The organism is Mesorhizobium sp. WSM4848 (assembly GCF_055811375.1).
Map to the genome: position 1 here is coordinate 89,837 of NZ_JBVVPX010000027.1, position 14,689 is coordinate 104,525.

The 14,689-nt window shown below is 61.2% G+C and carries 13 protein-coding genes and 1 tRNA gene; 9 read left to right on the forward strand and 5 right to left on the reverse strand.

All coding sequences use genetic code 11. From position 1 onward, the window contains the following. Position 1: 1 nt before the first annotated feature. Together AC0L16_RS22835 and mscL are read right to left on the reverse strand one after the other, a co-directional pair. Positions 2 to 1,168: a pyridoxal phosphate-dependent aminotransferase gene (locus AC0L16_RS22835; protein ID WP_473623404.1), complete on the reverse strand. Its 1,167-nt coding sequence runs from the start codon at positions 1,166 to 1,168 to the stop codon at positions 2 to 4. A gap of 112 nt (positions 1,169 to 1,280) precedes the next feature. Further along, positions 1,281 to 1,703 carry a large conductance mechanosensitive channel protein MscL gene (mscL, locus tag AC0L16_RS22840; RefSeq protein ID WP_473623405.1) on the reverse strand — a complete coding sequence of 141 codons (423 nt, stop codon included), beginning with the start codon at positions 1,701 to 1,703 and terminating at the stop codon, positions 1,281 to 1,283. Between the two features lie 245 nt (positions 1,704 to 1,948). Between mscL and AC0L16_RS22845 the strand changes: the two genes are divergently transcribed. After that, positions 1,949 to 5,437 carry a hybrid sensor histidine kinase/response regulator gene (locus tag AC0L16_RS22845; RefSeq protein WP_473623416.1) on the forward strand — a complete coding sequence of 1,163 codons (3,489 nt, stop codon included), beginning with the start codon at positions 1,949 to 1,951 and terminating at the stop codon, positions 5,435 to 5,437. Between the two features lie 10 nt (positions 5,438 to 5,447). Here AC0L16_RS22845 and AC0L16_RS22850 read toward each other — a convergent pair whose 3' ends face one another. Beyond that, entirely contained in the window at positions 5,448 to 6,107 is a 660-nt protein-coding gene (locus AC0L16_RS22850) for a response regulator transcription factor (protein ID WP_023803301.1), read from the reverse strand. A gap of 125 nt (positions 6,108 to 6,232) precedes the next feature. Then, positions 6,233 to 6,670, reverse strand: coding sequence for a hypothetical protein (locus tag AC0L16_RS22855; protein ID WP_473623407.1), 438 nt, complete (start codon positions 6,668 to 6,670; stop codon positions 6,233 to 6,235). Positions 6,671 to 6,780: 110 nt separating this feature from the next. Here AC0L16_RS22855 and AC0L16_RS22860 point away from each other — a divergent pair, with 110 nt between their 5' ends. The 3 genes from AC0L16_RS22860 to AC0L16_RS22870 all read left to right on the forward strand — a co-directional run bounded on the left by AC0L16_RS22860 (position 6,781) and on the right by AC0L16_RS22870 (position 9,266). Further along, a complete protein-coding gene (locus AC0L16_RS22860; protein ID WP_473623408.1) occupies positions 6,781 to 7,131 on the forward strand; it encodes a DUF952 domain-containing protein in 351 nt (116 codons plus the stop codon). After that, positions 7,128 to 8,204, forward strand: coding sequence for a quinone-dependent dihydroorotate dehydrogenase (locus tag AC0L16_RS22865; protein WP_473623409.1), 1,077 nt, complete (start codon positions 7,128 to 7,130; stop codon positions 8,202 to 8,204). Before AC0L16_RS22860 ends, AC0L16_RS22865 begins: the two co-directional genes overlap by 4 nt. A 159-nt stretch (positions 8,205 to 8,363) precedes the next feature. Then, entirely contained in the window at positions 8,364 to 9,266 is a 903-nt protein-coding gene (locus AC0L16_RS22870; protein WP_473623410.1) for a histone deacetylase family protein, read from the forward strand. 43 nt (positions 9,267 to 9,309) lie between these two features. Here the strand turns inward: AC0L16_RS22870 and AC0L16_RS22875 are convergent, their stop codons facing one another. Then, on the reverse strand, positions 9,310 to 9,573 hold the full coding sequence (locus AC0L16_RS22875; RefSeq protein WP_077376719.1) for a DUF6460 domain-containing protein: 264 nt from the start codon (positions 9,571 to 9,573) through the stop codon (positions 9,310 to 9,312). 283 nt (positions 9,574 to 9,856) lie between these two features. On the opposite strand from AC0L16_RS22875, the gene AC0L16_RS22880 reads away from it, so the two are divergent. From AC0L16_RS22880 to AC0L16_RS22900, 5 genes are all read left to right on the forward strand, one after another. Beyond that, on the forward strand, positions 9,857 to 11,728 hold the full coding sequence (locus tag AC0L16_RS22880; RefSeq protein ID WP_473623412.1) for an acyltransferase family protein: 1,872 nt from the start codon (positions 9,857 to 9,859) through the stop codon (positions 11,726 to 11,728). Positions 11,729 to 11,803: 75 nt separating this feature from the next. Continuing rightward, positions 11,804 to 11,877: transfer RNA gene (locus AC0L16_RS22885), tRNA-Gly, on the forward strand. 281 nt (positions 11,878 to 12,158) lie between these two features. Then, positions 12,159 to 12,407 carry a DUF3606 domain-containing protein gene (locus tag AC0L16_RS22890; protein ID WP_473623413.1) on the forward strand — a complete coding sequence of 83 codons (249 nt, stop codon included), beginning with the start codon at positions 12,159 to 12,161 and terminating at the stop codon, positions 12,405 to 12,407. A 154-nt stretch (positions 12,408 to 12,561) separates the two neighbouring features. After that, positions 12,562 to 13,287: a Crp/Fnr family transcriptional regulator gene (locus AC0L16_RS22895; protein WP_258122488.1), complete on the forward strand. Its 726-nt coding sequence runs from the start codon at positions 12,562 to 12,564 to the stop codon at positions 13,285 to 13,287. Positions 13,288 to 13,913: 626 nt separating this feature from the next. Beyond that, on the forward strand, positions 13,914 to 14,582 hold the full coding sequence (locus AC0L16_RS22900) for a hypothetical protein (RefSeq protein ID WP_473623414.1): 669 nt from the start codon (positions 13,914 to 13,916) through the stop codon (positions 14,580 to 14,582). The last annotated feature ends 107 nt before the right edge of the window (positions 14,583 to 14,689 follow it).

Sequence of the window (14,689 nt, forward strand, 5' to 3'; positions counted from 1 at the left end):
ATCACACACTCTTCATCCACTTCGCCAGCCGGTGCGCGGCTTCCTCGAGCTGGTCGAGGCGGCGGTGGAAGCATAGCCTGAGGAAGGCTTCGCCGCCGGGACCGAATGCGATTCCGGGCGCCAGACCGACGTTGGCGCGGTCGACGATGTCGAAGGCGGCGGCGCGTGAATCGGTGATGCCGTCGACTGCGAAGAACAGATAGAACGCGCCCTGCGGCACGGTGAAGCGCGCCCTGCCGGTCGCCGCCAGGATGCCGCAGACCAGGTCGCGCGCCGCCTTTGCCCGCTCCACCTGCTCGACGATGAAGGCGTCGCCTTCGTCGAGCGCGACGACGGCGCCGCGCTGCATGAACTGGGCAACGCCGGAGGTCGAATACTGGACCAGGTTCTCGAACACCTGCTGCAGGCAGGGATGGACCTTGATCCAGCCGACCCGCCAGCCGGTCATCGACCAGTTCTTGGAAAAACTGTTGACGAACAGGATGCGATCCTCGTCGGCCATGATGTCGATGAAGGACGGCGCGCGGCTGTCGCCGTAGTGGAACAGCGAATAGATCTCGTCGGCGATGATCCACAGGCCCCGTTCGCGGGCAAGGTCGAGGATCGCCTGCAGTGTCTCCCTGTCGGCGGTCCAGCCGGTCGGGTTTGACGGCGAGTTGACGAACAGCGCCTTTGTCCTTGGCGTGATCGCAGCCTCGATCTTGCCGACGTCGCAGGACCAGCCATTGCCGGACTGGTCGAGCGTGACTGCGACCGGGACGGCGCCCGCCACGCCGGCGGCTGCGGCAAAGTTCGGCCAGGCCGGCGACAGATAGACGACCTCGTCGCCACTGCCGGCGACAGCGTCGAGCGCCAGCTGGATTGCATGCATGCCCGAGCCGGTGACGATGAATTCTTGCTCGGCGAAGCTCTTGCCAAAATGCCTGATGTAATAGCGGGCGAGCGCCTGCCGCAGTTCGGGGATGCCTTTCTGCCAGGTATAGAAGGTCTCGCCGCCGGCCAGCGCCCGGGCAACGGCATCGGTGATGAAGGCGGGCGTCGGCAGGTCGCCCTCGCCGGCCCAGAGCGGGATCATGCCGTCGCGGTCGCGGCCGCGGTTCATGACGGCGACAATGCCGCTTTCCGGCGCGGCCCGGGCCTCGGCGCGCAAATTCTCGATCAGGGTCATGGATGGATCCGTTTTTCGCCTTCTGGACAGCTAGCGTGTTTTACGACAGGCGAAAATAGAAAACCCCGGCCGAAATCGACCGGGGTTTTGGTCCAGAGAAATTGCCCCTGCGCTATTTCCTGGCGAGGAGATCGCGAATTTCGGTGAGCAGCGCAACATCGGCCGGCGGTGGAGCGGCAGGCGCAGCTGGTTTCTCACGCTCCAGCCGCTTGCGCAGATTGTTCACGGCCTTGACCATCAGGAAGATGATGAAGGCGAGGATGATGAAGTTCATCGCCACGGTGATGAAACTGCCATAGGCGAAGACTGCGCCCTGCCTCTTGGCTTCCGCCAGCGATGTGGCGTTGACCGCTGAGGACAAGGGCAGAAAATAATTGTTGAAGTCGAGTCCGCCGAAAATCGCCCCGATGATCGGCATGATGATGTCGCCGACCAGTGAATCGACGATCTTGCTGAAGGCGGCGCCGATGATGACGGCGACGGCCAGGTCCATGACATTGCCCCGGGAAATGAATTCCTGGAACTCTTTCAGCATCCGACCCTCCTTGTTCTGACGGGCCAGGCCGCCGCCTCTGCCCGCTTCGTTCGGCCCCGCTTCATTCCCCCACTGGCACAATAGCAAGAACCTGCGGTTGCAGCATCGACAAAAGACCGGTTCCGGCCAAAATTCCCGAAGCCGCAGCCATCCTGCGCCGAAAGCCGCGATGGACTTGATCGCAAAGCTGTGATTGCGTCTCAGCAGGCCGGATGCAAAAACCGGCAAGGGAGGATTATCGGGCCGTGCAGGGCTGGTTCATCGTCATCATCGCGATCGCCTATGTGACGTTGCTGTTCGTCATCGCCAGCCTCGGCGACCAACGCTCAACGACATCCGGGCCTGACCGGGCACGGCCCTTTATCTATGCGCTCAGCCTGGCAATCTACTGCACCTCCTGGACGTTCTTCGGTTCGGTCGGCCTTTCCTCCGAGCGCGGCCTCGAATTCCTCGGCATTTATATCGGCCCGGTGCTGGTGTTCGTGTTCGGCTTTCCGCTGCTTCGGCGCATCGTCAGGCTGGCCAAGACAGAGAAGATCACCTCGGTCGCCGACTTCCTCGGCGCCCGCTACGGCAAGAGTTTTGCCGTGGCAGCGATCGCCACGCTGATTGCGACGATCGGCGCGGTACCTTACATGGCGCTGCAGTTGAAGGCGATTTCGGGCTCGGTCAGCCTGATGGTCGAGCATTATACCGGCTCGCCGCCTACGTTCGATCCCTTCGTCAGCGACATCTCGCTGGTCGTCGCCATGCTGCTTGCGCTGTTTGCGGTGCTGTTCGGCACGCGCCATGCCGACGCCACCGAACACCAGGATGGGCTGGTGCTGGCGGTAGCGGTCGAAACCGTGGTCAAGCTCGCCGCCTTCCTGGCGATCGGCCTGATGGTCACCTTCCTGATCTTCGGCGGCCCGGGCGATATGGTCGACAAGCTCGCCCATCATTCGCAAGTGCAGCAGGCGATGGGCTACAGCACCTCGCTCGGAACCTGGCTGGTGCTGACATGTCTGAGCGGTTTCGCCATCATCATGCTGCCGCGCCAGTTCTATGTCACCATCGTCGAGAACCGCAGCGAGGCTGAGCTGCGGACCGCGACGTGGGTGTTTCCGCTCTATCTGGTGGCGATCAACCTTTTCGTGCTGCCGATCGCGCTCGCCGGCCTGGCGCTGGTCGGCACCAGAACCAGCAGCGACCTCTACGTCCTGTCGCTGCCGCTGCTCAGCGGTCACGATGTGTTGGCCATGGCGGCGTTTATCGGCGGGCTTTCGGCGGCGACCGCAATGGTGATCGTCGAAAGCGTCGCGCTGTCGATCATGATCTCCAATGATCTCGTCATTCCGCTGTTTGTGCGTCGCCTGCTCAAGACCACGACGTCGGAGAACGAGGACTGGTCGACGCTCATCCTCAACGTGCGGCGGGCGGCGATCTTCATCATGCTGTTCATCGCCTTCCTCTACTATCGCGAGAGCACCGACAGCGCGCGGCTCTCCTCGATCGGCCTGATGTCGTTCGCCGCGATCGCGCAGTTCGCACCGGCCTTGATCGGCGGGCTGATCTGGCGCGGCGCCAACGGCAGGGGGGCGGCGCTCGGCATGGTCGCCGGCATCGTCGTCTGGAGCTATACGCTGCTGCTGCCTTCGCTCGCCGCGTCCGATACCGGCATCGTCGTCCACGGCCTGTTCGGTTTCGAAGCGTTGCGGCCGCAAGCGCTGTTCGGAACCGTCGCCGAGCCGCTGAACCACGGTGTCCTGTGGAGCCTGTCGGTCAACACGCTGTTCTTCGTGCTAGGCTCGCTGTCGCGCGCGTCGGTGCCGCTGGAGCGCATCCAGGCGTCGATTTTCGTGCCGCGCGAGGCGAGCCCGATGCCGAGCCTGCGCCGCTTCCGCACCACCGTCACCGTCAACGACCTCAAGGACACCATCGCGCGCTATCTCGGCGTCGAACGCACTGAACGGTCGTTTCAGTCGTTCGAAAAGAGCAACGGCGCTTCGCTGCACGGCAACGAGCAGGCCAGCATGGACGTCATCCGTTTCTCCGAGCAGCTTCTGGCAAGTGCCGTCGGCTCCTCTTCGGCACGGCTGATCCTGTCGCTGCTGCTGCGCCGCAACGATCGGGAGGCGAAGGACGCCTTTCGCCTGCTCGACGACGCCACCGAAGCGCTGCAACACAACCGCGACCTGCTGCAGATCGCGCTCGACCAGATGGAACAGGGCATCACCGTCTTCGACAGGGATTTCCGGCTGATCTGCTGGAACCGCCAATATCGGGCGCTGTTCGACCTGCCCGACGAGATGGGCCAGGTCGGCGTCTCGCTCGACCGCATCCTGCGCCACCTTGCCGAGCGTGGCGACATTCCGGCCGACCAGCGGGTGGCGATGCTCAACCGGCTCACCAGCTTCGTCAGCCCCTGGCAGATGGAGCTGAAGACCAGCGGCCGCATCCTGGAATTGCGCTCCAACCCGATGCCGGATGGCGGTATCGTCGCCACCTATGCCGACATTTCCGGGCGCGTCGAGCAGGACCTGGCGCTGAAGCGCGCCAATGAAACGCTCGAACAGCGCGTCAAGAACCGCACCGTCGAACTGACCCGCGTCAACGAGGAACTGGCACAGGCGCAGATGCTGGCGGAGGAGGCCAATCTCGGCAAGACCCGCTTCCTTGCTGCCGCCGGCCATGACATCCTGCAACCGCTGAACGCTGCTCGTCTCTATTGCTCGTCGCTAATCGAAAAGGCCGGCAAGGGACCTGCGGGCAAGGCCGCGATCAACATCGAAACCTCGCTGGAATCGGTCGAGACCATTCTCGGCGCAGTCCTCGACATTTCCCGTCTCGACGCCGGCGCGATGAAACCGGACGACACGGCCTTCAGCCTGGACGGACTGCTGCGCCAGATCGGCAACGACTTTCAGCCGCTTGCCGCCGAGAAGAAACTCAGCCTGACGATCATGCCATCGTCGCTCAGCGTGACGACTGACCGCAATCTGTTGCGCCGCCTGATCCAGAACCTCGTATCCAATGCCATCAAATACACCCGCCATGGCCGCATCCTGGTCGGCGTGCGGCGGCGCGGCGAACTGGCCGAGATACAGGTGATCGACACCGGCATCGGCATCGCCGCCGACAAGCTGAACACGGTCTTTCACGAATTCACCCGGCTCGATGAGGGTGCCCGCGAAGCCGAAGGCCTTGGGCTCGGCCTTTCGATCGTCGACCGCATTGCACGCGTCTTACGCCTTGAACTCCAGATTTTTTCAAGCCCGAGCAAGGGCACGCGCTTTTCCGTCGTCCTGCCGGTCGCGGCAGTGCAAGAGCCGCGGCGCGAGATCGAGGCCAAGGCGCCAGTCCGCACGGCTGCTTCGCTTGCCGGGCTCCGCGTGCTCTGCATCGACAACGACGCCCGCATCCTCGACGGCATGCGGCTGCTGCTCGAAGGCTGGGGCTGCAGCGTCGACACGTTTGCCGGCTCGGGGGATCTCGAAGGGTCCGTCATGCGTCGACCCGACATCGTGCTTGCCGACTATCATCTCGACCGCGAGACCGGCCTTGACGCGATCGCCAAACTGCGCGCGATCCATGGCCAGGATATGCCGGCCGTGCTGGTCACCGCCGACCGCTCGAGCGAGGTGCGCGCCAGCGCCGGCAGGCTCGACGTGCCGGTGATCAACAAGCCGCTCAAACCAGCGGTGCTGCGCTCGATGATGGCGAGGGTCAGACCGCTGGCGTCGGCAGCCGAGTAGCGCGGGAGCGTCAGCCGGCCGCCGCCAGCGGGTCGCTGCCGATCTTGGACAGCAGGATCACCGCCTGGGTGCGGCTGTCGACGCCAAGCTTCTGCAGAATGGCCGAGACATGCGCCTTGATCGTCGCTTCGGAGACACCGAGCTCGTAGGCGATCTGCTTGTTGAGCAGACCTTCGGCCAGCATGCCGAGCACGCGCGTCTGCTGCGGCGTCAGCGTCTGCAGCCGCTTGATCAGATCGGATATCTCGGGATCGCGCTCGACGCCGAGATCGATTCCGGTGGGCGCAGCGATGTCGCCGGCAAGCACCGACTGCACAGCGCTGCGGATCTCCTCCATGCTGGCCGATTTGGAGATGAAGCCCGAAGCGCCGAGGTCGAGCGCGCGCCGGATGGTCACCGGATCGTCATGCGCCGACACCACCACCAGCGGCACCGTCGGATGGATGCCGCGCAGCGAGATCAGACCGGAAAGGCCGCTCGCGCCCGGCATGGACAGGTCGAGCAGCACCAGATCGACGTCCTCATTGGCCACGACCAGCGCCTTGGCGCTTTCGAAATCGCCGGCCTCATGAATGCCGGCGACGTCGCCGATGCCGGCAAGCGCCTCTCTCAGCGCGCCGCGAAAAAGCGGATGATCGTCAGCGATGACGAAAGTATAGCCTGACGGCACATGGCCCTCCCCGGATCCCATTGATGATTGTCTGCTTCTTACGGGATCAGTCGAACGATTATGCGGCGATATCAGCCGTTTTCAAGCGGCAAGCCGGTGCGCCGGGTTTCCCCGGTGAATGGTGCTCAGGTTTTTTGCGGATTGGGCCTGACGGCATCCTCGCCGATGTCCTTTTCCATGTCCTTGACGATGCCGATGAAGCCGCGCAGGAAGCGCTCCATATAGCTCATCGTCTTGTTGAAATCCTCCTCGCTGGGCAATGTCGACTCAAAGCGGGCGGCAAGCGAGTTCTCGAGCTTGACGACGCGCTGGTCGAGCGCCTTCACCGAATTTTGCAGCCGGTCGATCTCGTCCTGGAAGGCGGCGCGTTCATCGGCCGCCATCTTGCAGACGAGCTGGCCGGAACGCTCCTCGCAGACCGACATCGCACCGGTCTGCGTGTCCATGCGGACATAGCCGGTGGCCGACTTTTCCAACCGGTAGCGGCTGGCTTCCTCGGAAAAAGCTGATGCCGCGACGAGCGACACGAGAGCGGCGGGGATCAAGACGTGCTGCGGACGCATATTGTCCTCCATAGGCCAGTAAGTGCAATTTATCGCATGTTTGCGCCGGAAATGGGGAAGAACCCTGGCCCGCTCTTTCCCGTATGGCTGGTTCGGACTATAGCGCAACCATGTCTCAGATTATCTACAAGATAGTGCCTGAAGCGTTGTGGCGCGAGGCCGAAAGAAATGGCCGCTTCACCGGCGCGCCGATCGATGTCGCCGACGGCTTCATTCATTTTTCCACCGCCGGCCAGGTCAGGGAAACGACGGCCAAACACTTTGCCGGCCAGATCGGGCTGCTGCTGGTCGCCGTCGATGGCGCCAAACTCGGTGATGCGCTGAAATACGAGGTTTCGCGCGGCGGTGCGCTGTTCCCGCATCTTTACGGCCCGCTCGACCTCAAGGCCGTCCTCTGGGTGCAATCATTGCCGCTCGGCACCGATGGCCTGCACCAATTTCCGACGCTGGAGGCCGGATGAGTGTGCTCGACCGGCTCGGCCAGAGGTTCCTGTTCGCATTCGATCCGGAAGCCGCCCACGGCTTGTCGATCGCCGCGCTGAAATGCGGGCTGCCGGTCGCCCGGCGCCCTGTGCGCGACGAAAGGCTGAAAGTCAGCGTCTGCGGCATCGATTTCCCCAATCCGCTCGGCATGGCTGCCGGATACGACAAGAACGCCGAGGTTCCCGATGCGCTGCTTGGCCTTGGCTTCGGCTTTGCCGAGATCGGCACGATTACGCCGCTGCCGCAGGCCGGCAACTCGAAGCCGCGCATCTTCCGGCTGCCATCGGACGAGGCGGTGATCAATCGGCTGGGCTTCAACAATGAGGGCCACGCGGCCGCCGAAAAACGGCTTGCCGCCCGCAAGGGCCGCGCCGGCATCGTCGGCGTCAATATCGGCGCCAACAAGGACAGCACCGACCGCGTCAATGACTATGAACGCGGCGTTGCCAGGTTCGCGCCCTACGCCAGCTATCTGACGGTCAACGTCTCCTCACCGAACACGCCGGGCCTGCGCAACATGCAGGCGCGTGAACAGCTTGGCGAGCTGCTGTCGCGCGTCATGGCCGCACGTGCGGCAGCGGCCGCGCAGCCGGCCATCTTTCTAAAAATCGCGCCGGACCTGGTCGAGGCCGAACTGGAGGATATCGCCGCCGAGGTCGTCGAGAAAGCAATAGACGGCGTCATCGTCTCCAACACCACCATCGCGCGGCCGGGGCTGCGCAGCGCCGATCTCGCCGGCGAGACCGGCGGGCTTTCGGGAAAACCGCTATTCGAGCGTTCGACCATCGTGCTGGCAAAGATGCGCAAACTGCTTGGCCCGGACCCCGCCATCATCGGCGTCGGCGGCGTCGATTCCGCGGAGACGGCACTTGAAAAGATCCGCGCCGGCGCCGATCTCGTCCAGCTCTACACCGGCATGATCTATGCCGGGCCGGCATTGCCGGGCCGCATTCTCGCGGGGATGGCGCGTTTTGCGGATATGCAACGGCTCAAGTCGCTGCGCGAGTTGCGCGATAGCAGCCTCGACCGATGGGCGTCCAAGCCGCTTTAACCCGAGAAGGACCTGCCGTTGGTCGTTTCCGACACCTGATCCGGGATCCGCTCCCCCATTGCGGCTTGATCGAACAGCCGATGTGGCCCAGTTTCCGGACGCCTCGTACCACTCATCCAACCACGGCCAACCGAAACCCGCCTGTCGCAGCTGCCGCTCATGCCCCTGCAGATCGTTCATCATCCCGACTACGACGCCGGTTTTGCCGTCAACCATCGCTTCCCGATGAGCAAATACAAGCTGCTGATGGAAGCCTTGGGCGCGCGCGGACTGGCCGGCCACGCCGCGCTTAACATGCCCGAGCCGGCCCCGGCATCATGGCTGAAACTTGCCCATGCCGCCGGCTATGTCGACCAGGTGCTGGCCTGCGAAGTGCCGGAAAAAATCGAGCGCGAGATCGGCTTTCCGATAGGCCCGCGCGTCTCTCTCAGGGCGCAGCTCGCAGCGGGTGGCACCGTGCTGGCGGCGCGGCTGGCGTTGCTGAGCGGCATCGCCTGCAATACCGCCGGCGGCAGCCATCATGCGCGGCGCGCGCAAGGCGCCGGCTTCTGCACCTTCAACGATGTTGCCGTGGCTTCACTGGTGCTGCTTGCCGAAGCAGCCGCCGGCAATATCCTGATCGTCGATCTCGACGTGCATCAGGGCGACGGCACGGCCGACATTTTGGGCGATGAACGGCGCGTTTTCACCTTTTCCATGCATGGCGACCGCAACTATCCGACGCGCAAGATCGCTTCCGACCTCGACATCGACCTGCCCGACGGCACCGGCGATGCGGCGTATCTCGAAAGGCTGGGCGGCATCCTGCCGGAACTCACCGCCAGGGCGCGCTGGGACATCGTTTTCTACAATGCCGGGGTCGACGTTCATGCCGAGGACCGGCTTGGCAGGTTGTCGCTTTCGAACGACGGGCTGCGTGCCCGCGACGACATGGTGATCCGTCATTTCCGCGCGCTCGGCATCCCGGTCTGCGGCGTTATCGGCGGCGGCTATTCGACTGACGTGGCGGCTCTGGCCGCGCGCCATGCCATCCTGTTCGAAACGGCCTCAGGCTTCGCCTAACGGCTTTTTTTGCTACGCCGACCTTCGGGCTCGGGGTCATGTTCTACTTTCGATAGTTGGCGATCCTGAGCAGGATGAAGGCCGGAATGACGATCGCCGCGCCCAGCAGGATGTAGCCGAGGAAACGGTCAATGGCGCGGAAGCCCAGGTTCCAGAGATCAATGAAGACATTGCGGATGCCGTAGAGCACATCCATCGGCGACCAGCCGAACGCGTTCATGACAAGGCCGACGAGGAACGATAGCACCAGCAGCTTCAGGAGCACCCGGAGCGGCGTGTCGCCGAGAAAGCGCGTCAGTGCGGACAAGGCGTGTCTCCAGATTCGGTTGCCTCGATTCGGTTGCCTCGATTCGGGCACAGCTCCAGAAATACGCACTTGGCCGCCCGGCATCAAGGTGATCGCTCAGTTGCTCCGGTCGGCGCTTTGTCGAATTGTGCTCTTGACACTTATGTTGCAGTGCAGCAAAACTGAACGACAGAGGGTAACCAGTTGATATCGAACTGCCAGACTCATCGCCCGGCCCTGGACGGACTGCGCTGCCTCACCCTGACTTGCGAACACATGGCTTCTTGGAACACAGGCTTCTTGAATGAGATACAGGCGCGATATCGATGGTCTTCGGGCCGTTGCGGTACTGCCGGTTGTGCTCTTCCATTTCGGCATCTCGGCGATTCCAGGCGGCTTTACCGGCGTCGATATCTTCTTCGTCATATCTGGTTACCTGATCACCGGAAGCCTTCTGGACGACCTCGAACGCGGCCAGTTTTCGATCGTCAGCTTCTACTGGCGCCGCGCCCGGCGCATCCTGCCGGCGCTGATCTTTGTCACGCTTCTCACCTGTATTGCGGCCTTGTTCATTCTTCTGCCGTCGGATCTGCATGAATTCAGTCTCAGCGTCGTAGCGGCTTCGACTTTCTGGTCGAACATCTATTTCTGGAAAACGTCAAATTACTTCTCGATCGATGCCGAGCTCCGACCGCTGTTGCACACGTGGTCGCTTTCGGTCGAGGAGCAGTACTATATCTTTGCCCCCATCCTGATGTTCCTGATCTACCGCTATTTTGGCAAACGCTGGCTGACGATACTCCTGCCGATCATCCTCGGCAGCTTCGTGCTGGCGGTCATGGCGACGTGGCTGGCGCCAAACGCGGGGTTCTACCTGCTGCCGACACGGATCTGGGAGCTCATGCTGGGCGCCGTGCTTATGCTGAAACGCCCCCCGCCCTTGAGCAGCCGGTTTCTTATGGAACTGCTCGGGTTGGCCGGATTTGGCCTTCTTGCCATCGGGTTCTTCATGATCTCGGAGAGCGACCCGTTCCCGGGCTACAACGCTTTGTATCCTTGCGTCGGAACGGTCCTGCTTATCTATGTTGGCCAAAACAGCCCCTCGACGATCGTTACCCGCCTGCTCGAAGTCCGACCACTGGTCTGGATCGGCCTCATCTCCTATTCGCTATATCTTGTCCACTGGCCGATCAATGCGTTCGCGCACTATCTCTCACTAGAAGAACTCGACCCGTCGATGACCGTTGCATTGACAGCAACAAGCTTCGCGCTGGCTGCGTTTTCCTGGAAGTACGTCGAGCAGCCGTTTCGGCAGAAAAGGAGCTTCACCGCCCCGGCGCCCATCTTCGCCTTTTCAGCGGGCGCAATCGCTGTTCTTTGCCTTGGCGGGGCGGCCGGGGCGCTCGGCAACGGCTTTCCGCAACGCTTTCCAGACTATGTCCAACAGCGGATTCCTGTCGGGGACTGGGGCAATGGCACCTGTTTCAACGAGGGCTTCAGCCGGATCGAAAACTGGAATATCGAGGATTGCACGCGCACACGCGGCTTCCCTACAACCGTTTTGTTGTGGGGTGACTCGTTCGCCGCCCACTATGTTCCAGGCCTGGACGCCAACATAAATCAGCTACAGGCCAACATCGTCGAATATACTTACGCGGGCTGTCCCCCAATTCTCTCCTACTTCTCCTATGGACGCCCAGACTGCATGCGGTTCAATCAGCAAGCCCTGAAGGTCATCCAGGACGCCGGCATCAAGACGGTTGTACTCAGCGGTCGGTGGACCGACTACGAGGCCAGAAGTTTCGACGGTCTCCAGCAAACGATCGATACGCTTCGTGGCCTGGGCGTGCGTGTGTTTGTCATCGGCCAGTCTCCACAGTTCATAACCGACGTTCGGAAAATCGCGTTCTTCGCAAAACGGGAAAACCTGGATGATACGTCCTGGCCAATGGCCATGGATCCCGACATCAACAACCGTGTGCGCGCATTTACCAAAGGCGGCACCTTTATCGATCCGCTGAATTTCCTATGTAGTGCAGGACGCTGCTCCTACGCCGACGCAGGCCAGTTCCTCTATTTCGACTACGGCCATTTTTCTACCATCGGGGCCACGCTGGCGATTTCGAAATACTGGCCGGCCTTTGCCGCAGACGATACCCTTGCCACGGCGGAATAACAGTCGGGCGGCTGGCAACGAGTGCACGCTTAACGATTGCCCGAACGCCGGCTTGCGTGGTAACGAGGCTGCTGCGCGGGTATGATGTAATGGTAGCCTGTCAGCTTCCCAAGCTGAACGCGCGGGTTCGATTCCCGCTACCCGCTCCACCTTACCCAGAAAGGGATTGAGGTTGATGACGAGCCGCGAGCGGAAGACGTCGAACGTGGCCTCGTAAATCCGGTCGTCACCTTAGCGGCCTGGCCACCAAGGAAGACAACATCTGCGCAATGAAGTCGGCCGGCCGGCGCCGCACCTCACGAAACCCACATGATCAGGTGGGGGCATATATCAGTCGAATAGAACATAACGTGATTCTAATATGAGGCGGCAACAAAAGACGCTGATCCGCGTTGCGTTTGATCTGAAGGCCAGCCAGGGAGGAACAAAAATGGCCGACGACAAGAGCAATAGAGGTCCTGGCGACGGAAACCGCGTCGCGCACGACCAAGACTATGAGTTCCGCTATTTCGCTACCAAGTTCGGCCTCTCAATACCGCAGATCCGCGAGCTTTTTGGCAAACACGGCACTGATCGCGAGACCCTGTATCGGGAGGCTCGGAAGCTCGGAAACGCCGTGACCACACAAGAGCGGATCTCGAACAACGACCGGACTTTTCACAACCAGGGCCGCCCATGACCGGCAATCGACATAGCGAAGATGTCGAACATGAGAGCGACCATATTTATGCGTATCCCACAGGCGGCCAAGTCGTAGATGCTCGGGACCTTCGGTACGTCAACTGGCACGAGCCGCTGGAACTCGATGCCTGACACGCTGAAAAGGCACCGCGATGTTCGGCAAAGACCTCCTGGTTCGCATGCTCGACCGCCGCGACACCCTGCCGCGAGACGAAATCACGCTTATTGAGGCTCTTCCGGTCCGGCCGGTAACTTTCGGACCCGATGAGGAGATTGTCAGGGAGGGTTCCCGCCCCGCCGAAAGCTGTCTTATTGCGAATGGTTTCGCAGTTCGAAACCAGGCTATTCGAGAAGGTAAGCGTCAAATAACGGCAATTCACGTGCCGGGAGACTTTGTCGATCTGCATAGTTTACTGCTCAAAGTGATGGATCACAGCGTGAGCGCCCTGGGCTCGTGCGATGTAGTTTTCATTCGACACAAAGACCTGCTCACAGCAATGGGTGGAAGTCCACATCTCACCCGGATGCTCTGGCTTTCAACCACTATCGATGCCTCAATCCAACGAACTTGGATAACCTGTCTCGGGCGTCGCTCCGCCAAACAGCATCTCGCACATGTAATTTGCGAGTTGTATGTCCGCTTAGAAATAGTTGGATTGGCCTCTGACCAGACGTTCGCGATTCCACTGACGCAAGCGGAATTGGGCGACGTGCTTGGTCTATCGGTAGTTCACGTGAATCGGACGCTGCAGGAACTTCGAGCGAAGGACCTGGTTAGCTGGAAAGACAGGAGGATTGTTATCCTGGATTTCCAGCGATTGGCATTACTGGCCGACTTTGATGCGACCTACCTAAATCTCTTTCACGAACCGCGGTGACCGCCTCGGCCAAGACGCGCCAGCGCGCCAATGCGGCATCAAGATTCTCGTCCATTAAACAATGTGAATGAGCCCTTGCTCCGGATGGATTAAAGCTGGGTTCAACTGGCACAGTTGACGTCCAAAAAGGATTGCACATGCGTGAACTCGAAAACCTCATCGAACAGTATGTAGATGTTCGGAGGCGGCGGCATAGTTTCATATCGACAGGGCTCGCCGTTAAAGCGCTCAAACAGATTGTTCCGGCATGTTCGGTCTCTGATTCCGACCTAGCGAACATGATCGCTAGTCGTGCAATAGACCACGGTCTTCCGGTGAGCTTTGATCTTAATGTGACCTAGGCGTAGTGCTTCATTATACTTCCTGACCATGAGCCCTTGAAATCCGAACGCGGAGGCGCCGCACGGCCGCCCATACGGCGTGTGCGAATTCCAAGAGAGTCCACAGGCTCGCCGGCCTGATGCGCTATTGCTAATTTAGCTCCAAATGATGGAACCTGTTTGCCGCAGGCAAGTTCGTTAGGCAATGGAGGAGATTGCCACCATGAACAATGTCATCTATCTCATCGGCCTCGTCGTCGTAGTGCTTGCGATCCTCTCCTTCCTCGGATTCCATTAGGAGATACCATGCAGCGCGAAGACGATCAGGGCCGTAAGTCGGCCGATTTCGAAACAGCCAAAAGCGAACTGTCCGAGCGGTTCCAGCAGGAAACGCACACCGCGACAGAGGCGCTACATGACGCTCGCGATGAACTCACCAGGAAGGCGGGCGATTACGCTTCGGAAGCGAAGCAGGAAATATTCAACAAAGCCGAGGGAACACAGCGCGATATCAGCTCCAACCTAAAGGCCTTTAGCGGAGCGTTGCGAGCGGCAAGCGAGCATCTGGCCAATAATGATCAACGGACCGCTTCAAAGTTCACCCTTGATGCCGCCGGCGCACTTGAACGCTTTTCATCTTCGTTGAAGGACAAACCATTCGAAGATGTTCTTGGCGAGATGCGGTCGTTCGGCCGCGAAAACTCAGGAGCGCTGATCGCCGGTTCAGTATTGGCAGGCTTGGCGCTGGGGCGGTTTATCAAGAGCTCGCCGCCATCTGCCCGGGCCGAGACACAGAGTCGATCGCAAACACACAGGGATTCAGAAACGGTTTCGAACTCGGATGAGTCCGCTACGCGATCGGCAGAGGCATCCGACCCGACGCCGGCCCGCTCCAGCCAGCGCGACGATGACTTGGCCGGCGATGATCTGGCCGGCGACGACTGGGCAGGCGCAAGCCTGGAGCAGAACCCATGACCAACAATCAGGAAAGTCGCGGCCTCGCAACCCTCGTCAGCGATCTGGCACAGCAGGTCACAACCCTGCTTCAAACCGAAAGTAGGCTGTTGCGGGCCGAAATTTCG